Below are 26,264 nucleotides of genomic sequence, written 5' to 3' on the forward strand. Positions count from 1 at the left end.
GTCCCTTTAACTGCATGTCTGAATCCATTTTGCCCTTTATTTACACCACAATATTTTCAAAAAAATTTACGCTATAACGCATGAAAATTCTCGTTACCGGGGGAGCTGGATTCATAGGTTCTCATACTGTTGTTGAATTGGATAAAGCAGGGTTTAAACCGGTCATTATTGATAATCTTTACAACTCCAATAAGGACGTTCTCGAAGGGATCAAACAAATCACAGGCAAGGATTTTCCTTTTTATGAATTTGATTGCAACGACACAGAAAAAGTCAGGACAGTGTTTGAAAAAGAGAAGTTTGACGGGGTTATCCACTTTGCAGCATACAAAGCGGTGGGAGAATCAGTAGAAAAACCGCTCAATTATTATGAAAATAATGTGATCTCGCTGCTGGTACTTATGAGGGTAATGAAGGAGTTCAATGTGACCAATTTTGTTTTCTCTTCATCCTGTACTGTTTATGGCCAGCCCGACGAACTTCCTGTTACAGAAAACACACCTCGCAAGCCTGCGGCTTCACCTTACGGAAACACAAAAGCCATCGCAGAAGACATTATCCGGGACCATGTATATTCGAAGCCTGGCATCAAAGCACTTTCCTTACGTTATTTCAACCCAATCGGCGCACACGAGTCCGCATTGATTGGCGAGTTGCCCAATGGTGTCCCAAGCAACTTGGTGCCTTATATTACGCAAACGGCCGCAGGACTTCGCAAATCGCTTACCGTTTTCGGAAGCGACTACAATACGGTGGATGGCACTTGTGTGCGGGATTTCATTCATGTAGTCGATCTTGCAAAAGCGCACGTCAAAGCATTGGAGCTTTTAGATGCGCAATCCAGCACGGATTTCTACGACGTCTTTAATGTAGGAACGGGCGAGGGTTACACAGTTCTGCAACTCATCAATACATTTGAAGAGGTAAATGGAGTGAAATTAAATTATACGATAGGGCCGCGCAGAGATGGTGATGTGGAGAAAATATATGCTCAGTCGGACAAAGTAAACAATGTAATGAAATGGTATGCTGAGAAAACCATGGCCGATGCGCTACGGGATGCTTGGAAATGGCAATTAAAAATAACTACTCAACAATGAAGAAAATCTTAATCACCGGCGGCGCTGGTTTTATCGGTTCACATGTCGTACGCCGTTTTGTCAATTTCCATCATGATTATCACATTTACAACCTGGATGCGCTGACTTATGCAGGTAACCTCGAAAATCTGAGAGATATAGAGAACTCCCCCAATTACACTTTTGTAAAAGGTGACATTGTTGACGCGGATTTTATTGACAATCTTTTTAGCGAAAATGATTTTCATGGCGTAGTGCATCTGGCTGCCGAAAGTCATGTTGATAGGTCGATCAGCGACCCGATGTCATTTGTAATGACCAATGTGGTTGGAACTGTTAACCTATTAAATTCTGCAAAAAAAGCCTGGAAGGATGATTTTTCGGGACGTCGTTTTTACCATGTTTCTACGGATGAAGTTTATGGTGAATTGCACGATCCGGGCACCTTTTTCCTGGAAACGACCAACTACGATCCCCGTTCACCTTACTCGGCTTCGAAGGCTTCTTCGGATCATTTTGTAAGGGCTTACCACAACACATATAAATTGCCAGTAGTAATTTCCAACTGCTCCAATAACTACGGCCCCAATCATTTTCCTGAAAAGCTCATTCCTCTGATGATCCATAATATCATTCAGAAAAAACCATTGCCCGTTTACGGTAGGGGCGAAAATATCCGTGACTGGCTATTTGTAGAAGACCATGCGATTGCGATTGACGTGATTTATCATGGTGGTGCCGACGGCGATACGTATAATATCGGCGGTCACAACGAATGGAAAAACCTTGACCTTGTTTTATTGCTTTGCAGCATTATGGACCGGAAACTAGATCGTGAGGATGGCGAAACTGCAAAGCTCATTACTTATGTGACGGATCGCGCAGGCCATGATCTTCGCTATGCGATTGATGCTACAAAACTTTCTGAGGAACTAGGCTGGAAACCTTCCCTGCAATTTGCGGAAGGATTGGAAAGGACCGTGGACTGGTATCTGAACAATCAGGATTGGCTGAATAACGTCACCTCTGGCAATTATCAAAAATATTACACCGAAATGTATTCCGACAGATAGTCAGGGACGCATAGTCCGGGACGCGAAGTCCGGGACGCGCAGTCCGGGACGCGCAGTCTCGGACAGATAGTCGGCTTTACATTCATTTGAAATTAACATCATGAAAGGAATTATTTTAGCCGGAGGCTCCGGAACACGGTTGCATCCATTGACGTTGGCAGTAAGTAAGCAATTAATGCCTGTTTACGATAAACCAATGATATATTACCCCTTATCCATTTTAATGCTGGCAGGAATTCGTGAGATACTGATCATTTCCACACCACACGATCTTCCTCACTTTGAAAAATTACTAGGCGATGGAAGTCGTTTGGGATGCGAGTTCAGTTACGCTGTTCAGCCAAGTCCGGATGGTTTGGCGCAAGCCTTTATTATTGGGGAAGATTTTATTGGAAATGATAAAGTGGCATTGATCCTGGGCGATAACATCTTTTATGGATCCGGTTTGTCACAGCTTTTACAATCCAATAACAATCCGGACGGTGGGGTAATCTTCGCCTATCAGGTACACGACCCTGAGAGATACGGTGTCGTCGAGTTCGATAAAGCAAATAATGTACTTTCCATCGAAGAAAAGCCGGAAATCCCAAAGTCCAATTATGCGGTTCCGGGTCTTTATTTTTATGATAACGAAGTAGTTAATATAGCTAAAACCATCCCACCCTCTCCCCGTGGGGAACTTGAAATTACGGATGTAAACAGGGTTTACCTTGAACGCGGCAAGTTGAAAGTGGGTGTATTAAACAGAGGAACAGCATGGCTCGATACGGGCACTTTCCAATCGCTCATGCAGGCTGGACAGTTTGTTCAGGTGATCGAAGAAAGGCAGGGTTTAAAAGTTGGCTGTATTGAGGAGATCGCATATCGTATGAGCTTTATTAATGCAGAACAATTACGTGAAATTGCCAAACCATTGGTAAAGAGTGGCTACGGAACTTACCTCGAACGTTTGGTGGCCAATTTATAATGGATAAATAACATCGCATTGGTCTATATCGCATTTAGATGAAGTTTTTGGCAGAGGAAATAGAGGAGTATGCTGTATTGCATACGGAAAATGAGAGTGAGTTGCTGAAGTCTTTGAGCCGGGAGACACATGCCAACATTCTCAATCCCCGTATGTTATCCGGCCATCTTCAGGGCAGGTTTCTATCCATGATTTCTAAAATGATCCGGCCGGAAACGATTCTGGAAATCGGCACTTACACCGGCTATTCGGCCATATGTCTTTGCGAAGGGCTTAGAGACGGGGGGAAATTGATTACCATAGATGTTAACGAAGAACTGGAAATCTTTACCCGAAAATTTTTCAGCAATAGTCCATATGCAGAGTCGATTGACTATCGGATTGGAAATGCCTTAGACATTATACCTACCCTTACCAACACTTTTGATCTGGTCTTTATTGACGCGGATAAAATCAATTATTCTTCTTATTTTAACCTTTGTCTTGAAAAGGTAAGGGCAGGAGGTTTTCTTATCGCAGATAATGTCCTGTGGAGCGGAAAAGTGATCCAGCAGACCGATATCAGAATAGATAAAGACACTCAGGCGTTATTAGATTTCAATCAGATGGTTCATGAAGACAACCGGGTTTCCAATGTACTTATACCAATTCGGGACGGGTTAATGTTACTTCAAAAAATTTAGCTATTCAATTCAGTTAGCCAAGCATCCACAATTTATGGCCAGAAATCTCATTGACTGCATCACACTAATCTGGATTTTAGTTTTCCTAGGTAGGAATGACCTGAACGCCCAAGCCGTACCGGAAATTCCTGCCAGTGTTTCCTTTGGCGGTATCACCGTTAAATTTGACAGGACTGCGCAAAATCTTATTGAAGAGGATGTAAAAAGCCTGATGTCCAATAAGAAGTTTTGGGAGGAAAAAATGGACCGGGCACTTCTGCATTTCCCAATCGTCGAAGGTATCCTCATGGACGAAGAGGTACCTATCGATTTTAAATATCTGGCGGTTCAGGAAAGCTCGTTCCGGCCCGATGTAGTTTCAACTTCCAATGCAGTCGGATATTGGCAATTTAAGCCTGAAACGGCCCGTGGGTTGAATCTCCGTGTGGATGATGATGTGGATGAACGTAAAAATATCAGTTCGTCAACACATGCAGCGGCCTGGTATCTCAAGAAAAATAATCAGCAATTCAATAATTGGGTAACGACGCTATACTCTTACTATCAGGGAGCAGGTGGTGTTAAGAAAGTAGTTCCTGCGAGTTGGGCATATGCGCGGGAAGTGACGCTCACTTCCAAAACGGATCGTTATATGCTGCGTTTCTTTGCGCATAAAATTGCATTAGAGGCAGGTCTGGACCGTTACAAAACACCTACATCCTATATTCTGATGGAATCAGATTTTGGAAAGGGAAAAAGTCTTGATGAGATAGCAAGTTCCCTCGGAATCGCTTCAGCAGATTTGAAAAGTTATAACAAGTGGCTTAATGATGATGAGATACCAAATGATCGGGAATATCTGGTAACATTGCCCGTTCCACTAAGTCAGGTTGCGTCAGTGCGTGAAAAGTTGTCACTACCTCCGAAACAGGCTGTTGTGGCATCTGTTTATGAAGATTCGGGTTATCCAGTTCTTAAAAAATCTGCTTCTCAATCCAAGACTCCCGGGGCGCCACAACTGTATGAGATTAACGGCTTACCTGGGATTGAGGCCGAAGCTGGCTACAAACCTAAAACGCTTGCCAAAGCAGGCGGTTTGAGAATGCCAAAATTTATGCGCTATAATGATATGCTGGCCGAAATGCCGCTTATTCCAGGCAACGTTTATTATTTAGCGCGAAAAAATAAGAAAGCGGCGACACCATTTCACACTGCAAGACCAGGCGATACCTGGCATAGCGTTTCTCAGCAATACGGGCTTAAATTGGTCAGTCTCCTGAAATTTAACCGTACTACCAGTCGCAATTACCCGATTCAGACAGGCCAGGTTATCTTCCTGACGAAGAAACGGCCTAGGAAACAACCCATTGAAATCATTACGCCGCCGCAGCCAAAGTCAGCAGTAAGGGACTCTATCATTGCCGTGGTTCCGGAAAAAGCGATTTCGACACCTGCATCAGCAAACAACATTCCTGACAAGCCCTCAGGCCGGAAAAAATATACACCGGTACTCGTTGAAAAAACAGATAGCAGCACCCCTTCTAAGACACCTGAAACAACTGTTTCAAGTGTGGAGCCTGCAAGTCCAAATGTCGCAACACCCGCTAACAACGTGCCCAAAGCGACGGGCGCTGTTACAAAAGCGCCTGTCAAAAAAACCGAATCTGATGACAGGGTCGTAATCATCACGCAGGATAATACGGATGTTTCCTTTAAATCTGTAGAAGAGGAAAGGCCTGTTAATAAGGGGAATACACCTTCAAAGGTGATTACACCGAACGATAGCAGAACTACGGCCCCAACAACTTCGGTATATGCCCGTCAAAGAGCAGCTGCGGATGCAAAGGCTACGAAAGAGAAGGAATTGGCTTCTAACAATATCACTTCTGAAAAGGCAGCTTTCCATACCGTTGCTCCGGGTGATACCTATTTTGGAATTGCTGAAAAATATAAGATGTCATTGTCTGAGTTACTGGATTTAAACCACCGATCGAGTAGAAACAAACTGATTTCAGGCGAAAAGCTAATTGTAAGCAAAAGCGGAAAACAAGTAGCGGAAAAGGCAGAAGAGCCTGAATCAAAACCTATCCCAGAAAAAATAGAAGTGACACGTACCGAAGCCGTTGCGACATTCAAAACTCCTGAGGAAATTAAAGAGGATACCAGGCAAACCGCCAGTTTAGGTAATGAATTTCATGTAGTCCAGGGAGGGCAAACCTATTACAGCGTTTCAAAAGCTTATGGGTTGACAATCAAGGAACTATTGGACATGAATAATCTCGACGAGTCGGACCGTTTAAAATCGGGACAGCGATTGCGGGTAAGAAAAACTGATACAGAAATTTCACCGGGAAATAAGGCGAGCGGTCAGACGCACACCGTCGCTGCAGGTGAAACGCTGTTCCGTATCGCGCAAACTTATCATATTGATATCGAAGAAATAAAAAAATTAAACAACATGTCCGGAAACAGTGTGATGGCGGGACAGAAATTAAAAATACCTCAACAATAGGTAGCTAATGTATGATCCTCATCGACCACACTTGTATTAGCGACGATATTGAAGACCAGTTTTTTGTCTGTAACCTGGACAAATGTAAAGGGGCTTGCTGCGTGGAAGGCGATTCGGGTGCCCCGCTGGATGAAAATGAACTTGAAATTCTGGATGAGATTTATCCGATGGTCGCGCCTTATCTTTCCGAGGAAGGCAAAGCTGTCATAGCAAAGGAAGGAACATATACCAAAGATTGGGAAGGCGACTATGTAACGCCTGTGATTAACAACAGAGAATGTGCTTATGCCATTTATGATCAGAAAGGAATCTTAAAATGCGGCATTGAAGCCGCTTACCTTGACGGAAAAATCAAATACAAGAAACCGATTTCCTGCCACTTGTATCCCATAAGGGTTACCAAGTATGACCAGTACCATGCCCTGAACTATGACCGCTGGGATATCTGCAGTCCGGCTTGCGGATTTGGCAAAGAATTAGGCGTTCCAGTCTATAAATTTCTTAAAGAACCGCTCATTCGCGCCTACGGCCCGGAATGGTATCATCAGTTGAGTGAGGAAATAAGCGACCGCCAGGCAGCCCGTATCAATGAAAAAGGAAAATGATTTTTTCAATGATGTGTACGACGTAGTACGTCAGATACCGGCGGGACGTGCCACATCCTACGGTGCAATCGCAGCTTATCTGGGTCAGAAAAGAGGCGCGAGAATGGTGGGATGGGCAATGGGTAACAGCTATAATAAGCAGGGTGTTCCGGCACACAGGGTGGTAAATAGCCAGGGAATTTTAAGCGCCAGGCATCTTTTCGGAACCCCGACAGCAATGCAGGAGAGATTGGAAAGTGAGGGTGTTAATGTCAAAAATGACAAAATCCAGAATTGGAAGGAACGTTTCTGGGATCCGGAAAAAGAATTACATTAAAAAAGCGAATCCTGGCCAAATGACCTGGATTCGCTTTAAATCATGGTAAAGTCAGATTTTATTTTTGCCCCTGCTTTCGTTTGCAATCTTTTGGATCATTGGTAGCCTGCTGGCAGGAATCAAGTGTTTGTAATCCCAAAAAGCGGATACGCAAACAATTTTCCATTGTCCATCGATCTTTTCCATCAACCTTACCTCCTTACTGTGATGGAAATTCTTCTCTTTTTTATCGCTGTTGAACTGGTCCCAGGTCAGATAGGCTACATTGCTATCAAAAAATTTAAATTTCATGTTTTTCCGTTCGACAATCGGGTGGCTTGACTCAGGCTCGGGATTATCCGCGATATACTTCCCTATTTGTTTATTAATATCTTCCCAGCCGACGTTTGAGTCGAATGTACCATCGTTGTTGCTCCAAGCCTGAAACGCATAATCAGTTTGAGCATAATTTGCTTTCCATGCCGTGTAATCTCTAGCAAAGAATGATTTTGTTTCGTTTTCAATTACTGCCGTAATTGCTCTTTTTTCATCTTCGAGATTGGTAACCCCCGTATTTTCTTCTTTTTTCGCCTCATCTGTGCAAGAACTGCACAGCATAAGTCCTAACAAAATGACTGACAGTGTTTTCATTTTACAAAAGTTTAGCCTGTTAAATTATTAACTGAACCCAATCTTTTATGCTAAACATCCATCCATACCTGGCGGTACTACTTTATCATAAAGTTAATATTTTTTTGAACAAATAAAAGAAAATGACGGGAAAGTGTGTAACTAATTGGGCCAATAAGTTGATATCTGGAAAAAGTTTCTATTTGCCTGCGGAGTAAGGAGAGTACGCTATTGACTTGGGATCGTGCAGGAGCCAGAGACCGATAAAAGTGATAAGTCCGTTAATGATAAGCCTTTCAAAACCAAATTTATATCCATTGAACCATTCCGCGGAGTGATCATTGATCACATACGTTAAAATAGGGGCAAGTATGCAAACCAGTGGCACCCAGCGATCTTTGACAGGCCTCTTCAGAAACGCCCCAAAAGAAAACAAGCCCAATAGAGGCCCATAAGTGTATCCGGCCAAGTCGAATACAGCAGTAATAACCTCTTTGCTGTTCAATCGGTTAAAAGCAAGAATAACAAGATAAAAGACAACAGAAAAGCCGATATGAACCCAAAATTTAATGGAGGAACGCTTTTCCTCAGGCCTTTTTTCAATATTCATAAAATCAATACAAAAAGCCGTCGTAAGCGCTGTTAGCGCTGAATCCGAACTGGCATAAGTAGCTGCTGTAATCCCTAAGAGAAATGTTATCCCAACTACAAGCCCCAGATGGTTAAGCGCAAGCATTGGGTAAAATTCATCCGTTTTCGCCGTAACCGGAATACCCTGCGCTTCTGCATATACGTAAAGCAATGCACCCAGTGAAAGGAACAGAAAATTGACAATGACTAGCACGATAGTAAACCAAAACATATTCTTCTGCGCTTCGCCTATGTTTTTGCATGTCAGGTTTTTCTGCATTAAATCCTGGTCGAGGCCCGTCATGACGATCGCAATAAAGACGCCAGCAAAAAATTGCTTAAAGAAGTTTTTTGGATCATTGGTATCCCAATAAAATATCTTCGAATAGCCGCTCGTTTGCACCCTATTCCAAATATCTCCGAAACCGTCCAGATTAAGTTCATTGGAGACCAGAATGATGGTAAGGATTACCGCTGTGATCAAAAAGAAGGTTTGCAGGGTATCTGTTACAATAATGGTTTTCACTCCTCCTTTGAATGTGTAAATCCAGATCAGAAAGATGGTAATGGCTACTGCAACTTCAAACGGAATGCCCAGCGGCTTGAATAAGGCTAGCTGCAAAACCTGCGCAGCTACATATAATCTGACAGCGGACCCTATCGTCCGTGACAACAGGAAAAACCCCGAGCCCGTTTTATAGGACCAAAAACCAAACCGTTGTTCCAAATAGGAATAGATTGAAATGAGATTGAGCCGATAGTATAAGGGCATAAGCACCGTTCCTATCACAAAATATCCAAGAATGTATCCGATAACAACCTGGAAATAGGAGAATTGAATGCTGGCAACGGCACCAGGAACTGACACAAAAGTCACCCCAGATAATGACGTGCCGATCATTCCAAAGGCGACAAGGTACCAGGGCGATTGCCGGTTTGCGGTGAAAAAAGTATTGGTATCTGCCCCCCTTGATGTGTAAACGGAAACTGTAATAAGCATTCCAAAATAGACAATAAGGATGACCAGAGAAATGTATGGATTCATTAAAAACGGGTATTTGGATGGATCGCGCAGTGGATTAAAAGGCTCTTAAAACTTCTAATAATCTGCGTTTTTGATTAGATTTGCTAATCAAACAGAAATTTGGTTGTTATGCAAGCGCTCACGGAAACGGAAATTGAAATTCTGGATAAAACGATTGAAACCGACATTCAAAAGCTGGTTATTTATAATGATGATATCAATACTTTTGATTGGGTGATCGACACGTTGATCGAAGTTTGCGGCCATTCCAATGAGCAGGCAGAACAATGCACCCTTATCATACATTATAAGGGAAAGTGCGCGGTCAAGGAAGGTGCTTTTGAAGAATTAACTGGCATGCGCAACGAAATTTGCAGAAGGGGCATCTCTGCCGAGATTCATTAAACCCACCTGTCTTCCACATGAATTATCCCTCACGTCTAATTGAGGAGGCGGTAAGTGAAATTTCCCGTCTTCCGGGAATCGGAAAAAAAACAGCTCTACGTCTGGCATTACATTTGCTGAAGAGAGAAGAGGAACAGACCCGGTCTCTTTCAGAAGCATTAGTGAATATGCGCACCAAAACAACTTATTGTGTGAAATGCCATAACATTGCGGACGACAGGCATTGCAACATTTGCACAAATCCCAGACGTGACCAATCGATTATATGCGTAGTGGTTGATACCCGCGATGTTCTGGCCATTGAATCCACAAATCAATATAAAGGCCTCTATCATGTACTCGGCGGAATAATTTCTCCGCTCGAAGGCATTGGCCCCGCAGATTTGAATATTGATTCGCTGGTTGCCAGGGTTGAATATAAAGGCGAAGAAGATGCTGTCAATGAAGTTATTCTGGCATTGAGTCCAACTATGGAGGGAGATACGACCGCTTTTTATCTTCAAAAAAAGCTAAGAACCACAGGAATAAAAATGAGTACCATCGCCCGTGGCGTTCCTATCGGGGGCGACCTGGAATATGCGGATGAAATTACATTGGGGCGGAGTATTGTGAGCCGGGTGGCTTACGATTAATTAACATGATATAAGTTGAGTTATGAATAGAACCGATTTTTTAAAGACACTAGCAGGCAGCACATTCGCTGTCGAAGCACTGACTGAGCAGACTTTTGCAGGATCGTCTTTTGCTATAAATGCCGAGATGGCCCCTTTTAAACAAGCGCCTCTTCCCTACGACTTCGGTGCATTGGAGCCGAGCATTGACAAAATGACCATGGAAATCCATTATGGAAAACACCATGCTACTTATGTCAAAAACCTCAACGATGCTGTGAAAGGTACTGAGTTTGAGAAAAAATCACTCGACGAAATCATAAAGTCAATCGGTAAGGCGCCCGCTGCCATTCGCAATAACGGTGGTGGTCACTGGAACCACACGTTTTTTTGGGAAGTAATGGGTCCAAAAAAAAGTGCAGCGCCCACAGGCGCCGTAGCTGACGCGATCAATGGTCAGTTTGGATCACTTGATAAATTCAAAGAAGAGTTTGCAAAGGCTGCGACTACCCGTTTCGGTTCCGGCTGGGCTTGGCTAGTGGCAAAAGATGGAAAATTAGCGGTAGGCTCAACGCCCAATCAAGATAACCCGTTAATGGACATTTCAGAACTAAAAGGAACTCCCATACTAGGACTCGACGTATGGGAACATGCCTACTATCTGCATTACCAAAACAAAAGACCAGATTATATCAAAGCATTTTGGGACGTCGTGAACTGGGAAAAAGTGGCTGAGAATATGAAAAAGGCTTAGTTAAGGTGAAGAGGGAGGAAAGGGAGGAAAGGGAGGAAGGTTAATCATTCTCCCTTTCCTCCCTCCTCCCTTTCTTCCTTATATTCCCTCCTCCCTTTCCTCCCTATATTCCCTCCTCCCTTTCCTCCATAATCCCTAGTTACAATAACTGCTGATCACCTTGTACGCCTGCTGGTAGCCAAGCTCGCCAGCTTTGCTGAGATCCAAACAGCCGTCATCTACTTCTCCCAGGCTGTTTTTAAGTAAACCTCGCAGATAATAGGCTTCGGGGTAATCTGAGCGAAGTTTGATTGAACTGGTAAAATCCAGCACTGCGCCCATCTGATCACCGCTTGATGATCTGACCATGGCGCGTGCGAAATAGGCACTGGAATATGTTGGGTTTAACTCAACTGCAGTGGTCAAATCCTGGATAGCGCCTTTCATTTCCCCCACTTTGGATTTGCTTACACCTCTGATAAAGTAAGCCTCAGCACGCTCATTGGTTAAGGTTTCGATTTTTATATGCTCCTGAACCTCTCCCCGAAGTTCATCCAGTTTTTCCCTGTTTAACTTCCCTGAATAAGTGATTTTCTTTGGATCTCCCACATAGCTATTCTTTAATTCAATGGACTTTGAGAGATCTGCAATCGCACCCCTGGGATCATTAAGCTTACCTTTTGAAAAGCCCCTGCCATAATAAGCGCGAAAATTGTCTGGATTTAGCTGAATTGTTTTATCAAAATCGATGATTGCGCCGGTGTAATCCTCTACCCTATTTTTTGCAAATCCTCTGTTATTGTAAAATTCACTATCATTTGGGCTTAGTTCGATAGCCCTGGTAAAGTCCGTCGCGGCTCCCTGATAATCTCCCAATTCCAGCTTAGCCAATCCGCGTCCAGCGTAAGCGCCTGTTCTCTTTGGACTTAGCTCAATCACGCGTGTAAAATCCGCGAGGCTACCGGCATACTCCTGCAAATCCTGCTTACAATTTCCTCGGGCGTAAAGTGCTGCAAGCTCATCGGGGTTAAGAGTAAGTGCGTGATCCAGGTCCGTCAGTGCATTACGGTGGTTTTTCAATTTGGCATAACTAACACCACGGTTATAATAAGCCTTTGGATCATCGGGACTTAATTCAATTGCTTTTGAATAATCTTCAATTGCAGACCTAAAATCTTCCTGCAAACTTTTACTCACACCACGACTTTGATAATATATTGCCTCCCGGGCGTTCAACTCTATGGCTTTATCATAATCAAGAACAGCACCGCGGTGATCTTTCAGATTTGCTTTGGCAAGGCCCCGGTTGAAATAGCTCGGCGCGTGATCAGGATTCATGGAAATAACTGTAGTGTAGGCCTGCATAGCACCGTTGAAATCACCAGTACCGGCTTTTGTATTTCCTTCTTCGAAAAAATCCGCTGCTGAACGTTGAGCAAAGGTGTGGAAAGATAGTGTAAGCGCAATGATCGAAGTAATGCAGAAAAATAGAATTTTCATGAATGTAAACCTTTTCCTCAAATCAGTTATTTTTTGACAATTAATCTATAAAAGTATTCAAATTCCGAATTAGCATCAATAAAAGAAAAGCGCTATTTTTTGAAAACCCATTATAAAAATCTTTAATCAGATAATGGTTACTTTTACGACTTTCCCTATCCAAAAACTCACCTGATTTCCCACATAACTCACGTCATAATGAATTCGGTTTCAAAGAAAATACTGCTGATTATCTTGTTCTTAGTAGGATTAGCGGCTGTTTATTATGCCTTTTTAAAGCCTGTGCCGGAAGTACTCAATGCTGTTGAAACGGATTCTACGCGAGAGAAGGAATCTTCTGTATACATTTCTTCATTAAACGATCTTGAAGGCAAACAGGTGGCAATGGATCAGGAAAAGCTGATTTTTATAAATGTCTGGGCTACCTGGTGTGGGCCTTGCAATATAGAGATGCCTGGAATTCAGAAGCTTTATGATAAATACAAAGCGCACGAAAAAGTGGCCTTTTACATTATTTCAGATGAAGATGCCGAAATTGTAAATCCTTTTATAGAAAGAAAAGGGTATGATTTGCCTTTTTTTCAGTTTGCAGGAAATTATCCGCCTGCCTTGAATGGAAATGCAATTCCAAGAACTTATATCATTTACAAGGGTAAAATTCTGGCTCAAGAAATAGGTGCTTCCCAGTGGGACCGGCCCGAAATCATCGATTTGATAGAAAAGCAGCTTGCAGAAATTTGATTTTCGCTGTAAAAAAAATGGCATCAAGCTAAGCCTGACGCCATTTTCACTTTTATTGCAAATACTTTATTCTACGATAAAGCTACCCTTCATCAAGGCATAATGGCCAGGAAAGCTGCAAATGAATGTGTAAGTTCCTTTTGCCGGAGCTGTAAATTCAATTGTGTCGCTTTCTCCGCCACCTACAAGCTTGGTATGAGCGAGAATGCTCGCTTCTTCTGATTTAGGGATATACTCAGTTTCTCTTGCAGCTGCTGCTTTGGATCCAAAAGCAGCAACATCGACACCTGGTTTCAATAAAACCCAATTATGTCCCATTGCAGCCTTTGCCAGTTTGCCTGAGTGCGTCAATGTCAACTTAACCTTTTGACCAGCTTTTACTTTTATTTCTTTTAAGTCGAATTGCATTGCATCGCTTCCTTTTATAACGATGGTCTTAGCTTGCTTTACATCGCTTACCACGGAGCCGGCAGGAGATAATTCAGCAGCAACCGGGTTCATTGTACCAGCTCCAAAAGCCAAAACTGAGGCAAGAAGTAATACGCCATACTTGGTCCTTTTCATATTCTGAGTATTAATAAATTTGTTTATTTAATATTAACCTCTGCAATTTACGATACGGTATTATAAAAAAATAATCCATTAACAATTGTTTGAAACTAAGTATCAGAACAGAATCTTGTACTGATCCCTCACCGCACGTCCAACGCAAACAACCGCCAGGGCCATCATATAATGATTAATATCTACGGGATCCATGGGGATGGGCAGGTTTCCCGATTTGGTCGATAAAGCCAGTAACATCATTGAGAAAACCACCCACAGCGCGCTTTTCTGTTTACTGGCCAAACCTACACAAGAGATCAGAAGCGTAACAAGAATACACAAGGACTTGATAATGAGGCCAACGTATTCCACGCGAAACCAGGTAATGCAGTAAAATAACAACAGTCCTATCGCTACCGTGGAAGATAGCAGAAAGCTACCTCCGTCATAACGCATGATCAGACACCATGAAGCGGAAACGAGGCAAAGGGCACCCAGCGTCATCTCACCAGCAATCACGATTTCATGTACACCTTCCAGACTTTCCACACCTGCGTACAAGAGTAAATCGGTAATTGCAACCAATGAAATACTGAACAAAAAAATACCCCAAAGCCACCGGTTAATCGCAGTTTGCTGATTAAAATATCTGAAAAAAATGAATAAACTGGTGAAACTTAAAACGAGGTTAGAAAATATGTGTGGATTGCGAAGTATATCCATAAATACACGTCAAATTGTCAAAAAAGCAATTTACAAAATCTGGGTACATTTTGCTACTTCGTCCTTTTCGTTCTACTTTTACCAAAAAAACTGATTTACCAACATGAGCGTTTTAGTTAATAAAAATTCTAAGATTATAGTTCAGGGATTTACCGGTTCAGAAGGGTCCTTCCACGCCCAGCAAATGATAGAATATGGTACAAATGTCGTTGGCGGCGTAACTCCGGGTAAAGGCGGACTATCTCATTTGGAACGACCCGTGTTTAATACAGTTGATCTTGCCGTTCGTGCCACCGGAGCCGACGTATCGATTATTTTTGTACCCCCGGCGTTTGCTGCTGATGCAATAATGGAAGCTGCTGATGCTGGTATTGGCGTAATCGTCTGTATTACAGAAGGTATCCCCACCAAAGATATGATGCAGGCCAAAGAATATATCAAGAATAAAAATTGCCGCCTGATTGGCCCAAACTGCCCGGGTGTAATCACCGCAGAAGAATGCAAAGTAGGTATTATGCCGGGTTTCATCTTCAAAAAAGGAACAGTAGGATTAGTTTCCAAATCAGGAACACTTACATATGAAGCCGTGGATCAGCTGACTCGCGCAGGATTAGGACAAACCACTGCAATTGGTATCGGCGGTGACCCGATTATCGGAACAACTACGAAGGAAGCGGTTGAACTTTTAATGAACGATCCCGAGACAGAAGCCATCGTAATGATAGGGGAAATTGGAGGCAGCATGGAAGCGGAAGCTGCTCATTATGTAAAGTCAACCGGAAATAAAAAGCCCGTTGTTGGTTTTATTGCTGGTAAAACAGCTCCAAAAGGTCGTCGTATGGGTCATGCCGGGGCGATCATCGGTGGCGCAGATGATACTGCTGAAGCTAAAATCAGGATCATGAAGGAATCAGGAATTTTCGTAGCCGAATCTCCTGCGCTCATTGGTGAAACGATGCTTATTGCTCTTGGAAGAAAGTAATATCCAATCACATGTAAAATTATAAGAGGGCTGAGGAAACTCCGCCCTTTTTCATACAGATGAAGTCCATATTCCCGATCACTTTTTGGGCTTTTCTAACGGCATTTCTGCTTTCCGGAATATGGGCCAACGGTGCAGCCAAGGCAACACCTCCGGGAAACTTCCTACCAATCTACGATTATCAGAATGACTGGCTGGTCTATAACAGTCAGTACAAGAATTATGTACCGTTTTCTCAGGGTGTCAATGAGGGCTCAAAATTTGTAACCTTATATATTGATCTTGTTAAAAACAGGAGATATTCATTGCTGATCAGTACCGAAACCGAGAGTTACCTTTTTTTGGAAGGTGCACTCCAAAACAAGCTTGAACAGAACCAGTGGCAGAGGCTTAATCTCGACAGCTTATTTAAAATCTACGGGAAGGAAGAATTACTGCTCACTATTTATGGGAATCCAGGGATTGAAGACAAAACAGTTTTGCTTTGCAACGAAAAAAGGCGGAATGAAATAAGCGTTATTTCGAATACCCGCTCCAATTTTATCAACATTAAGCCAATCTCATTTTCACCATTCGGGAATTTTGCTGTGTTGGCCCTTATCCTCATCCTGATCCTTAATGCCTGGATTTTCAACCTCAACCCACTCTCTTTTATACGTTTGATAAATCCAATCGAGTTTTTCAACAGCGACCCCAGAGACCAGCTATCTAAAATCAACAAACCTTACAGCAACACCATTATATTCTTTGTCGTTATCAGCTCGATGCTGATGAGTTTTATTGCTATCTATTTTTCAGCCAATAAACTTAACATCTTTTCAATCAGCACCATTTTATCAGAAAAATCAACCACACTACTGATCTTAGGTGATTTTTTCATCCTCTCAACCATCTTTTTTTTGCTGATGTATACAAAGTATATATTCATGGTATTAGCAGGAAATATGCTTAATCTAGACAAACAAGTCGATATCATCTTTATCAAAATAGTACAATCCACATATCTATTTTATGCAGCAATTTTTCTACTTGCTTTCACATTAAGCTTCAACCATATCCCTTGGATAACAACAGGAAGGTCTTATATTCTTCTTCCATTCCTTACGTTTTACCTGGCCAGATTTATTGCCCTTTACATAGTTACGAAGCCCTCTGGCTCGTTGATTAATCTCTATTTATTTTCTTACCTTTGCGTTATTGAGATTATCCCGCTTATTGTTAGTATAAAATTTGCATTGTAGTTCAGGTAAAGATATTCGGGAACAAAACTAATTGAGGATTGTACATGAGTGATACTATCAATTTTGATCAGGACAGACTTAAGAAAGTAACCAGTCTTCTAGTTAGTCAATCCAGACCAGCCGACGAGAATTCACCTTACTATGAATTGGCAAAAAAGTACAATATCAAAGTCGATTTTCGCCCATTCATTCAAGTCGACGGCATTTCCTACAAAGACTTCCGCAAACAAAAAATTAACATCCTTGACTTTTCTGCGGTGATCTTTACCAGCCGTAACGCCATTGATCACTTCTTCCGCATTTGTAACGAAGGTCGGATAGAGGTTCCTGCAACTATGAAGTATTTCTGCATTTCTGAACAGACGGCCAACTACCTTCAAAAATACATTGTGATCCGCAAAAGAAAGATTTTCACAGGCACCAAAACTGCCGCTGAATTGATTGAACTGATGCGCAAGCATAAAAAGGAGAAGTTTCTCTACCCATGTTCAGACGTTAGGAAGAATGACATTCCTGAGTTTGCGGATCTTGAAGAATTTAGCTTCACAGAGGCAACGATGTACCAAACCGGTTCCGCCGACTTATCCGATCTGGAGAACGTTTACTATGACATCATCGCATTTTTCAGTCCTTCCGGAATCAAATCACTTTTCGACAATTTCCCTGACTTCAAGCAGAATGACACTCGGCTTGCCGCATTTGGGCCGACTACCGCGAAGGCCGTAGAAGATGCAGGTCTTGTTCTTGACATTCAGGCGCCGCTTCCCAATGCCCCTTCTATGACGGGTGCTTTGGACCTTTATATCCGCAAAGCCAATACCATTTAAGTAATAATTATGCATTAAAAAGCCCTGGAAATTTTCCCGGGCTTTTTAATGCATTTATCAATTTTTTTGAGCAATATGCGTTATGAATTAAATCCGTAAGCTATCGGCAAGTTCTTTAAACTAATCTAGTGGCATGACTTTGACGTTTACTCTCAGCAGTATTAAATGTAACCGGCTATTTGCGTTTTTACTCTTCATCTCGTTCAGTGCAGTTGCCCAAAAAGATGCTCAATTTAGTTTGTTTTCCTTAAATCAGCTTTACCTGAACCCCGCGGCTGCCGGTTCTGACGGTCTCACAAAATTTCAACTTACTCACAGGACTCAATACGCTGGTTATCAGGGCACAAATATCGACGATGCGGGTGGCGCACTTTCAACCCAATTGTTCTCTTTCAGCATGCCGTTCAAAAATTTCGGGATAGGGTTCTATGCTTTAAATGACAAAAGTGGCCCAAGGACAGATCAGGATTTTAAAATTTCGGCTGCATATCATATTCCTTTTGCTGGTGGAAATTTTCAGTTAGGCGCCAGCGCCGGCTTATTCCGTCAGGCAATTGATTATGGCAAGTTACGCGCCCGTGATCCTGATGATCCTTTGATTCAAACAGGAGTTATATCCGAAATTAATCCTGATTTTGCGGTTGGTGCCCGATATGAGAATGAAACATTCTATGCGGGCGTTTCTCTCAACCATTTCCTTAAGCCCAAATATCAGCTTGGATCCGAAACCGGCACAAATCCCCTGCCCCGCACTTTATATTTCAATGCGGGAGTAAATATTGAATTAGGCTATCTGCTTGACATTCAACCCATCGTTTTGGTTAAATCGGATATCAGCACGATTTCTGTTGAAGGAGGTGCCACTGTTACTTATAACAAACGTTACTGGATTGGTGGAACCTACAGACAACAGGACACCTACTTTATAATTATGGGAGGAATTTATCTTCTGAGTGATCAATCGCTTCGCCTTTCAGGAGCGTATGACTTAGTATTAGGAGGCGATAAATCGAAAGCGCCTTCATCTTTCGAGGTCATGTTATCGTATGCTTTACCACAGCCGAAGTTTGGCAAAAAAACGATTATACGAACACCTCGATTTCGATTCTAAGATCTTAGATTAAGGACTCAGCTTACATTACCATTTAATATTAGAATCGTTTAAAAAATGCCGATTTGGTGCTTAATAAGCCTTTTTTATAATTCCGATGGTAAATGACTTAGGTCAGTTTGCCAAACTTTAATTTATATTTGTAAAATAATAGGGCCTTATACCATTTCCATTTTTCGTACGTTAAAACGATAAATATTTGTTATGGGAATGCGATCAAGGAATATTGCGATCCCAATTTTAGTCAGATCGCCGCTTATCAGAATTGATTTTTAGTTTTATTTTAAGGCATAATATATATCAACGGTCGACGTTTTCAGACTATCATTTTCTTACTCAAATTTTACAAAACCACTATGAATGTGAAAGTGTTCTATCGGGATGGGGTCAAAAGTCTACTTTTGATATCCGCTCTTATGCTAATGCAGAGTTGCGGATTTATCAAGAGTAAGTTTGGCAAGGGCGGAAAAGAAGAAAGCGGCATTGCTAATGGCGAAATTACAGCAACGGCCCGTAAGGGTTTTAAACAAACAACACCTGCGGGAATGGTGGTGATACCTTCAGGATCTTTCGTAATGGGACAGGCGGATGAAGACATTGCTTCATCTATGAATAATATGAACCGTCGTGTTACAATCAGTTCCTTCTTTATGGACGACACTGAGATTACCAACAATGAATATCGCCAGTTTGTTAACGCACTTCTAGTTGACTCAGTCTCTGTTTTGGGCGAAGAAGAAATTATGTCCAAGTATTATCCTGATACAACTGTTTGGAAGAAAGATTTTGCATATTCGAACGGTGACCCATTTGTAGAATATTATTATCAACATCCAGGATTTGATACTTATCCAGTAGTAGGTGTTAGTTGGATAGGCGCTGAATATTTCGCAAAATGGCGTACTAACCTACTTCACGATTTTCAGAATAAAGAGGGTCAGTTCAATTCCACAGGATTCCGTCTTCCAACAGAAGCTGAATGGGAGTGGGCCGCAAGAGGTGGACGTGCAGTTGCCAAGTATCCTTGGGGAAATCCATATACAATGAATGCCAAGGGATGCTTTCTGGCTAACTTTAAACCGCAACGTGGAAATTACGACGCTGACGGTTATCCATATACTGGCCCTGCAAATGCTTACAATCCTAACGACTTTGGCTTATATAACATGGCTGGAAATGTTGCAGAATGGACATCCGATGCTTACACAGATAATGCTACCGCTATTGTTTGGGATATGAACCCACAGTATAATAATCCTGATGAACCTCGCAAAGTTGTTAAAGGCGGATCTTGGAAAGACATTGCCTACTATCTTCAAACCGGTACTCGGACCTTTGAATTCGAGACCGAACGCCGAGCATTTATTGGCTTCCGCTGCGTGATGGATAATGTAAACGACCGTGGAGGTGCCCGTGCCCGTCGTCGCTAAAAAATATTTAATCGATGAAAGAAGCAGTGTTTCTACTCTGCTTCTTTTTTACGATCTCCTCAATCAAATAACTCTTTAATAATCTTTAATTTTTCACTGTAACCGATTTCAATTCGTATGGCTAAGAATAGCGGACCTAATTATTTTTGGGATAAACTTGTACCAACAATATATAGCGCGGGTGCTGCCGTAGTAATTTTAGGAGCCTTGGCAAAAATTCAACACTGGGACTTTGGTGGACCATTGCTTACTGCTGGCCTTGGCACAGAGGTATTGATTTTCTTATTATACGCTCTTCAAACATTAACTCAGAATGACGACAGAGATCCAGATTGGACAAGAGTTTACCCTGAACTTGCTGATGACTATAATGGACCTGCAATTACCCGTGGCAACACTCAGAGCAGCAACATAACTGCCAAGCTTGACAACATGCTCGACAATGCCAAGATTTCGCCTGAAATTTTTGACAGTCTGGGCAAAGGATTCAGAAACCTTTCTGATACGGTTGGTAAAATATCTGATCTCACCGATGCTACTGTTGCGACGAACGATTATGCGAAAAATGTCAAAAATGCATCAACTGCAATCAATGATATGAATAAGTCTTACGGCGTTGCGATCAGCGCAATGAGTTCTATGGCAGATGCTACCAAAGATGCGCAGTCATACCGTGACCAATTTCAGCAGATCACTAAGAACATGGGAGCTCTGAATGCCGTTTATGAACTAGAACTTCAGGATACTACCAAGCACCTTAAAGCAATGAATGCATTTTATGGTAACCTTACCGCAGCAATGGAAAATATGGCGGATGCTACCAAAGAATCACAAGTATTTAAAAATGAGATGTCCAAATTGACAACCAACATTTCATCTTTAAATGGGATTTATGGCAACATGCTTACTGCCATGCGCGGGGGAAACGCATAGAAATTTAGTAACACTCTTTTGCAAGGCGATTTCACTATGCAATTGGTTGTTCTTCCCCTTAAATAATTTTTAATCACAGAAAACCGATTACAGAACAATATGGCAGGTGGAAAAGAAACACCCCGTCAAAAGATGATTGGAATGATGTATTTGGTACTTACAGCAATGCTAGCGTTGCAGGTGAGTTCAGCCATCATAGAAAAATTCATTCTTCTGAACAATTCTTTGGAACTATCCTCCGGAGCAGCAAATAAAATCAATCAGGAAACTGTACTCAAAATTAGGGCGGCGGTAGAAAAGTCGGGTAACCGGGCTGCTGACGTAGCTGTCATTAAACAGGCAGATGAGGTACGTAAGTTTTCTTCTGATATTACTAACGAAATCAATGCGCTAAAACAAGAAATTATTAATAAGGCAGGTGGTGGATTTAATGAGGAAGGTGGCATAAAAAATCCTCAGGAAGAAGCCAAAGTTGCTGAAATGATGATTGGTATTGGTAAGAATGGGCGTGCTTACAAGTTAAAGCAGACTCTTAATTCTTACACAAGTCAGCTTAACAAACTATCTCCAAATCAGTTTCAACTGCTGGCGTTAGATGGTAAAGAAGATCCGATTATTAAAGGGAATAAGGAGCAAAGAAATAAAGATTTTGCTGAGTTGAATTTCGAATCAACCCCTGTCGCAGCTGCATTAGCGGTACTTAGCCAGAAACAGACCGATATCCGTCGTATGGAAGGAGAAGTGCTCAATTACCTTGCAAGTAAGGTGGGAGCTGCTGACATTAAATTCGACCGAGTACTCGCAATGGTAAGTGCTGATGCCAAAACCGTTGTTGCTGGTACTAAATTTAAAGGTCAGATGTTTATTGCAGCATCAGCTTCCGGGATTACGCCTCGCATGAGCCTCAATGGTGCTCCGGTAAAGGTTGAAAACGGAGTTGGTTTGATTGAATTCACAGCACAAGGTGGTGGCTATAATGCTGAAGGTCTAGCTAAAAGACAGCTCCAGGGAAGGATTACCATTCCTACACCATCAGGAAGGGATACCACTTATACAATGAATCAGGAATACTTTGTAGTAAAACCCTCTTATCAGGTAGAAACCGGAACACTTCCTCCTCTATATCTGGGTTGCGCTAATAAATTAAGCATTCAAAGTCCAGCATTAGGACCACTTTGGGCTCCTAGCTTCTCTACAGATGGTGGTGAGATTATTCAAAGTGGACAAAAAGGTAAATTTACAATTGTTCCCAACCGCGCGCAGCTGAATATAACTGTAAGCAATGCTGGAAATGTATTAGGTTCTGAGCCTTTTAAAGTTAACAAAGTTCCGAAACCATCGTTGGAAGTACGTGTAAATGGTGCAGTTTTTGATGAGAGAAGAGGTGCTCCTGCCAGTTCAACAAGAAGTGTCACGGTTATCGCGGTTCCTGATGAAAGCTTTAAGAATTTCTCTCCCGAGGACGCTAAGTTTAGAGTTTCGGAAGTTGAAATTTCATTAGCAAGAGGTAACAGACGTATTAGTGGCATAACCCTCAAAGGTGGGGGCGGATCCATATCCTCATTAGCCCAACAAGCTCAGCCAAATGATCGCTATGTAATTACCGTTCTAAAGGTTGAACGTCAGAATTTTAAAGGTGCTGTTAACGAAGTGGAAATGGGTAACCAATTCAGACAAGTAACACTATACTAATACATCAATTTTAGTCGTTGATTGGACAATACAACCTATGTATGATATGAGAAGAATGAACGGAAAAACGATTGCATGGTCTTTAATATCCTTGTCACTTGGAACAGGGGTCACTTTTGCTCAGGAAAAGGAAGATTCGACTGCTAATCAATTCTCATCCCGTCCAATTAGTGATGGTGATGTAATGATGAAGAGAACATTATGGAGACGGGTTGATTTAAAAGAGAAACAGAATGTCTCAATGTTCTCGAAAAACAATGAGATCACGCGTTATCTGCTTGAAGCAGCTAAGGCTGGTTTGATTGATGCTTATGTGAACGATTCTTGCGTTACAAAAATAACGTCTGACGAGTTGCATAAACGCATTCTTATTCCAAATCAAACAGCCGGTCTTTCCGCAGAGGAGATTGCAGCAGGCTTTGGCGAAGCTACCAAAACTGATGATGGATGGGGTGCTAAGCCGAAAGCAGATGCTACTAAACAGACGTCTTCCACAACAGAGGCACTAAATGCAAAACAAGATCCGAAAAAGGAAGCGGTTGTAGAAGATGATGGTTGGGGTCCACCGAAAAAGAAAACAACCAAAAAAGGAGCAAAAAATACTGAGATTGCTAAACAAGAAGTTCCTGTGGAACAGCCGAAAGTAGATTCATCTGCCTTCGAAAACCAAGTTGCCGCTTCCGACGAAGAATATTTCCCAGATCAGTTGAGCATTCTTGAAATCAGAGAGGATTGGACTTTTGATAAAAAAAGATCCCGATTGTACAATGACATTCAAACATTGTCGATCATTCTCCCATCAGAACAAACAGCTACTGGTCTTGAACTGCCGGTTGCTTCATTCAGATACAAAGATGTTGAGAGATTATTCAGAAGTGATCCTAAGAAATATATCTGGTACAATACCCATAATACTGCCCAAAACAAAAATCTTGCTGATGCCTTTGATTTGCGTTTATTTTACGGACGAATTACTAAATTCTCCAATGCAAACGATAAAGCGTTTTTGGACATTTACAATGGAGAAAAGGAAGCACTTATCAAATCTCTTAATTACGAACAGGAGTTAATGGAATTAGAGCACGGTCTTTGGGAGTATTGAGAATTAAAATACTTGTTAAACGAAAAAAGCTCCTATCGGAGCTTTTTTCGTTTAACTTCTATAAGATTTTTAGAATCTTTTAGGCAACCTCAATTTCAATCTTGTGCTCATTTTAACTTTGTCGTCTGTCAATCCCAAAGCAGCAATAGTCTTTTCATAACTTTTCAAATCCACTTCCGCGCTCATTCTGCCGACAATCGTACCTGGGATGATCACGATGCGAACATCCTGAAAATCACGCTCGGGTGCGGCGTCCTGATCTTCTGTCCAACCAGTCTGTACAATTTGTACATAAAAAGTGCCTTGGTCGATGCCGTGGAAGAAAGTGTAGTTGCTAAGCTTACCTGACCCAAAACTCACAACACCCGGCAAGGGCCAATATGAATCCAAAGACTTGATGTATACCAGAACAGCAGAAGCAGAAAGTAGACTATCTTCGGCAGGAGTCAAATCAGTTATACCTGTTATGTAGTTACCCAGTGAATCCGATGAATCTTCTCCCGACGAGATAATGAGAGCCCCACCCCCACTACCTGTTCCATCTTGTCCATCTTGCCCAGCCGGTCCTGCGGGTCCCGCTGGCCCAGCAGGACCCGCAACTCCTGGCGTACCAGCTGGACCAGTATCCCCCTCCGGCCCTTTACAACTGCTCACCAATAGAACCATCAATCCTACCCAAGCAAATAGTAATAATCTTTTGAACATAACTGTCAACGGTTAAATTGTGAATTGAAATGAATTAAATAGTAAATGTTAATACGCACGTAAATTGTAAAATGACGAGAATAGGATCTCAAAGCATAAATTATGCAAAAAAAATCATTATTCCTTCCGGCGGCGAATGGACTTTGATTGTGCCGGAGAATCCGATCATTATTTTTGGGGTGATTAAAATTCTGATAAAAACCGCACAATGCCAAATAGCAAAAAAAAATACCTGATCATTGTCGCCGGACCAACAGCAGTTGGAAAAACAGACCTTTCAATACAATTAGCCAAAGTCTTTAGAACCGAAATTATATCCGCAGATTCCCGTCAGTTTTTTAGAGAGTTAAATATTGGAACAGCCAAACCATCGCAGATGGAATTAGCTGAGGTTCAACATCATTTCATCAATTCCCATTCGATCACTGAGAATTACAGTGCAGGAGATTTTGAAAGAGATACATTGAAATTGCTTGACGTTCTTTTCCAAACGCATGATTGTGTATTGATGACTGGAGGTTCCGGTTTTTATATAAAAGCAGTTTTAGAGGGCCTTGATGATTTGCCTGCACCATTGCCTGGCTTGCGTGATTATTTGACCAAAAAGCTTTCGGAAAGCGGGCTTCCATTATTACAGGAAGAAATCAGGGCACTTGACCAACAGTTCGCAGAAACACAGGAAATATTTAATCCACAACGCGTTTTGCGTGCATTGGAAGTGTACTACACCACAGGAACGCCAATCAGTAAATATCAAGTTAGAGAAACTCGCAGAAGATCCTTTGATGAGATTGGTATCGCTCTAGACCGGGAGAGGGCCGAATTATATTCCCGAATTGACGAAAGAATGGATATGATGCTTAACGAAGGCTTAGTAAATGAAGCAAAAGAGCTGATACAGTTTAGGTCACATCATGCGCTTCAAACAGTAGGCTATAAGGAAGTATATGGCTTTCTGGACGGATTGTATGATGAGGGCGAGATGGTTCGGTTATTGAAACAAAACTCCCGCCGATATGCGAAGCGTCAATTAACCTGGTTTCGCCATCAAAGCAATTTCAAGTGGTTTAATGCGGTGGATTTCACCCAAATTCTGGAATATATTTATTCCAAAATAGGAAATTCTATTTAAAAAAATCTGGCATGCTCAGGATATTGACCCGAACACGCCAGAGAACATTAATCTTCCAATTCACGATAGGCGAGAATTCCGCCCAGAACGTTTCTCACATTGGTATAGCCTTGTGATTCAAGATACTTTGCAGCTTTACCGCTTCTCGCGCCAGAGCGACAATGAATGATAATTTCTTCATCTTTGAAAGGTTCCAGTTCGGCCAAATGATCAGGCAGTTCGCCAAGCGGTATCAGAATTGCGCCAAGATTATCTTCCTCAAATTCGTGTTCCTCTCGAACATCATAAAAATGCAAGTCTTCTCCTTTATCAATACGTTCTTTTAGTTCTTCAACTGTAATATCCATAATTTTAAATTTTGTTAACGTTAATT

27 protein-coding genes are annotated in these 26,264 nt (G+C 42.0%); 20 read left to right on the forward strand and 7 right to left on the reverse strand.

Going from position 1 to position 26,264, the window contains the following annotated elements:
* Nucleotides 1-80 precede the first annotated feature (80 nt).
* The 7 genes from galE (at nt 81) to FHS68_RS12900 (ending at nt 7,214) form a co-directional block, all read left to right on the forward strand.
* On the forward strand, nt 81-1,100 hold the full coding sequence (galE, locus tag FHS68_RS12870; protein ID WP_167270582.1) for a UDP-glucose 4-epimerase GalE: 1,020 nt from the start codon (nt 81-83) through the stop codon (nt 1,098-1,100).
* Entirely contained in the window at nt 1,097-2,152 is a 1,056-nt protein-coding gene (gene rfbB, locus FHS68_RS12875; RefSeq protein ID WP_167270584.1) for a dTDP-glucose 4,6-dehydratase, read from the forward strand. Before galE ends, rfbB begins: the two co-directional genes overlap by 4 nt.
* A gap of 100 nt (nt 2,153-2,252) precedes the next feature.
* The gene (rfbA, locus tag FHS68_RS12880; RefSeq protein WP_167270586.1) at nt 2,253-3,119 is read left to right on the forward strand and encodes a glucose-1-phosphate thymidylyltransferase RfbA; all 867 of its coding nucleotides are present in this window, start codon (nt 2,253-2,255) and stop codon (nt 3,117-3,119) included.
* A gap of 38 nt (nt 3,120-3,157) precedes the next feature.
* A complete protein-coding gene (locus FHS68_RS12885; RefSeq protein WP_167270588.1) occupies nt 3,158-3,802 on the forward strand; it encodes an O-methyltransferase in 645 nt (214 codons plus the stop codon).
* A gap of 34 nt (nt 3,803-3,836) precedes the next feature.
* Nucleotides 3,837-6,293, forward strand: a complete 2,457-nt coding sequence (locus tag FHS68_RS12890; RefSeq protein ID WP_167270590.1) for a LysM peptidoglycan-binding domain-containing protein — start codon at nt 3,837-3,839, stop codon at nt 6,291-6,293.
* Between the two features lie 11 nt (nt 6,294-6,304).
* Nucleotides 6,305-6,898, forward strand: a complete 594-nt coding sequence (locus FHS68_RS12895; protein ID WP_167270592.1) for a DUF3109 family protein — start codon at nt 6,305-6,307, stop codon at nt 6,896-6,898.
* Entirely contained in the window at nt 6,882-7,214 is a 333-nt protein-coding gene (locus FHS68_RS12900; RefSeq protein WP_167270594.1) for an MGMT family protein, read from the forward strand. Before FHS68_RS12895 ends, FHS68_RS12900 begins: the two co-directional genes overlap by 17 nt.
* Before the next feature lie 51 nt (nt 7,215-7,265).
* On the opposite strand, the gene FHS68_RS12905 is transcribed toward FHS68_RS12900, so the two are convergent.
* On the reverse strand, nt 7,266-7,844 hold the full coding sequence (locus FHS68_RS12905; protein ID WP_167270596.1) for a hypothetical protein: 579 nt from the start codon (nt 7,842-7,844) through the stop codon (nt 7,266-7,268).
* A gap of 178 nt (nt 7,845-8,022) precedes the next feature.
* Entirely contained in the window at nt 8,023-9,498 is a 1,476-nt protein-coding gene (locus tag FHS68_RS12910; protein ID WP_167270598.1) for a sodium:solute symporter, read from the reverse strand.
* 108 nt (nt 9,499-9,606) lie between these two features.
* Here FHS68_RS12910 and FHS68_RS12915 point away from each other — a divergent pair, with 108 nt between their 5' ends.
* Genes FHS68_RS12915 through FHS68_RS12925 form a run of 3 tightly spaced genes read left to right on the forward strand, consistent with a single transcriptional unit; the run spans nt 9,607 to nt 11,247 of the window.
* Nucleotides 9,607-9,882 (forward strand): ATP-dependent Clp protease adaptor ClpS, encoded by a 276-nt coding sequence (locus tag FHS68_RS12915; RefSeq protein WP_167270600.1) that lies wholly within the window; start codon nt 9,607-9,609, stop codon nt 9,880-9,882.
* A 17-nt stretch (nt 9,883-9,899) separates the two neighbouring features.
* Nucleotides 9,900-10,514 carry a recombination mediator RecR gene (gene recR, locus FHS68_RS12920; RefSeq protein WP_167270602.1) on the forward strand — a complete coding sequence of 205 codons (615 nt, stop codon included), beginning with the start codon at nt 9,900-9,902 and terminating at the stop codon, nt 10,512-10,514.
* A 22-nt stretch (nt 10,515-10,536) separates the two neighbouring features.
* A complete protein-coding gene (locus FHS68_RS12925) occupies nt 10,537-11,247 on the forward strand; it encodes a superoxide dismutase (protein WP_310588549.1) in 711 nt (236 codons plus the stop codon).
* A 135-nt stretch (nt 11,248-11,382) separates the two neighbouring features.
* Here FHS68_RS12925 and FHS68_RS12930 read toward each other — a convergent pair whose 3' ends face one another.
* Entirely contained in the window at nt 11,383-12,726 is a 1,344-nt protein-coding gene (locus FHS68_RS12930) for a tetratricopeptide repeat protein (protein WP_229211876.1), read from the reverse strand.
* Nucleotides 12,727-12,924: 198 nt separating this feature from the next.
* On the opposite strand from FHS68_RS12930, the gene FHS68_RS12935 reads away from it, so the two are divergent.
* The gene (locus FHS68_RS12935) at nt 12,925-13,467 is read left to right on the forward strand and encodes a TlpA family protein disulfide reductase (RefSeq protein ID WP_167270603.1); all 543 of its coding nucleotides are present in this window, start codon (nt 12,925-12,927) and stop codon (nt 13,465-13,467) included.
* A gap of 66 nt (nt 13,468-13,533) precedes the next feature.
* Here the strand turns inward: FHS68_RS12935 and azu are convergent, their stop codons facing one another.
* Both azu and FHS68_RS12945 read right to left on the reverse strand, forming a co-directional pair.
* On the reverse strand, nt 13,534-14,031 hold the full coding sequence (gene azu / locus FHS68_RS12940; protein WP_167270605.1) for an azurin: 498 nt from the start codon (nt 14,029-14,031) through the stop codon (nt 13,534-13,536).
* 102 nt (nt 14,032-14,133) lie between these two features.
* Nucleotides 14,134-14,736 (reverse strand): DUF6962 family protein, encoded by a 603-nt coding sequence (locus tag FHS68_RS12945; protein WP_167270607.1) that lies wholly within the window; start codon nt 14,734-14,736, stop codon nt 14,134-14,136.
* A 103-nt stretch (nt 14,737-14,839) separates the two neighbouring features.
* On the opposite strand from FHS68_RS12945, the gene sucD reads away from it, so the two are divergent.
* The 8 genes from sucD (at nt 14,840) to porN (ending at nt 24,054) form a co-directional block, all read left to right on the forward strand.
* A complete protein-coding gene (gene sucD, locus FHS68_RS12950) occupies nt 14,840-15,718 on the forward strand; it encodes a succinate--CoA ligase subunit alpha (RefSeq protein ID WP_167270609.1) in 879 nt (292 codons plus the stop codon).
* 59 nt (nt 15,719-15,777) lie between these two features.
* The gene (locus FHS68_RS12955; RefSeq protein ID WP_167270611.1) at nt 15,778-16,959 is read left to right on the forward strand and encodes a DUF4271 domain-containing protein; all 1,182 of its coding nucleotides are present in this window, start codon (nt 15,778-15,780) and stop codon (nt 16,957-16,959) included.
* 44 nt (nt 16,960-17,003) lie between these two features.
* A complete protein-coding gene (locus FHS68_RS12960; protein ID WP_167270613.1) occupies nt 17,004-17,786 on the forward strand; it encodes a uroporphyrinogen-III synthase in 783 nt (260 codons plus the stop codon).
* A gap of 133 nt (nt 17,787-17,919) precedes the next feature.
* The gene (locus FHS68_RS12965) at nt 17,920-18,897 is read left to right on the forward strand and encodes a PorP/SprF family type IX secretion system membrane protein (RefSeq protein WP_167270615.1); all 978 of its coding nucleotides are present in this window, start codon (nt 17,920-17,922) and stop codon (nt 18,895-18,897) included.
* Nucleotides 18,898-19,253: 356 nt separating this feature from the next.
* Entirely contained in the window at nt 19,254-20,327 is a 1,074-nt protein-coding gene (gene porK / locus FHS68_RS12970; protein WP_167270623.1) for a T9SS ring complex lipoprotein PorK/GldK, read from the forward strand.
* Nucleotides 20,328-20,444: 117 nt separating this feature from the next.
* Nucleotides 20,445-21,260: a type IX secretion system motor protein PorL/GldL gene (porL, locus tag FHS68_RS12975; protein WP_167270625.1), complete on the forward strand. Its 816-nt coding sequence runs from the start codon at nt 20,445-20,447 to the stop codon at nt 21,258-21,260.
* 99 nt (nt 21,261-21,359) lie between these two features.
* Nucleotides 21,360-22,952: a type IX secretion system motor protein PorM/GldM gene (gene porM, locus FHS68_RS12980; RefSeq protein ID WP_167270627.1), complete on the forward strand. Its 1,593-nt coding sequence runs from the start codon at nt 21,360-21,362 to the stop codon at nt 22,950-22,952.
* Between the two features lie 37 nt (nt 22,953-22,989).
* Nucleotides 22,990-24,054, forward strand: coding sequence for a type IX secretion system ring subunit PorN/GldN (gene porN, locus FHS68_RS12985; RefSeq protein ID WP_208408291.1), 1,065 nt, complete (start codon nt 22,990-22,992; stop codon nt 24,052-24,054).
* A 69-nt stretch (nt 24,055-24,123) separates the two neighbouring features.
* On the opposite strand, the gene FHS68_RS12990 is transcribed toward porN, so the two are convergent.
* Nucleotides 24,124-24,720, reverse strand: a complete 597-nt coding sequence (locus tag FHS68_RS12990) for a hypothetical protein (RefSeq protein WP_229211898.1) — start codon at nt 24,718-24,720, stop codon at nt 24,124-24,126.
* A gap of 247 nt (nt 24,721-24,967) precedes the next feature.
* Between FHS68_RS12990 and miaA the strand changes: the two genes are divergently transcribed.
* Nucleotides 24,968-25,891 carry a tRNA (adenosine(37)-N6)-dimethylallyltransferase MiaA gene (gene miaA, locus FHS68_RS12995; protein ID WP_167270629.1) on the forward strand — a complete coding sequence of 308 codons (924 nt, stop codon included), beginning with the start codon at nt 24,968-24,970 and terminating at the stop codon, nt 25,889-25,891.
* Nucleotides 25,892-25,938: 47 nt separating this feature from the next.
* On the opposite strand, the gene FHS68_RS13000 is transcribed toward miaA, so the two are convergent.
* Nucleotides 25,939-26,238: a rhodanese-like domain-containing protein gene (locus tag FHS68_RS13000; protein ID WP_167270631.1), complete on the reverse strand. Its 300-nt coding sequence runs from the start codon at nt 26,236-26,238 to the stop codon at nt 25,939-25,941.
* Nucleotides 26,239-26,264 lie beyond the last annotated feature (26 nt).

The organism is Dyadobacter arcticus, assembly GCF_011762185.1.
GTDB classification, from domain to species: Bacteria; Bacteroidota; Bacteroidia; order Cytophagales; family Spirosomataceae; genus Dyadobacter; species Dyadobacter arcticus.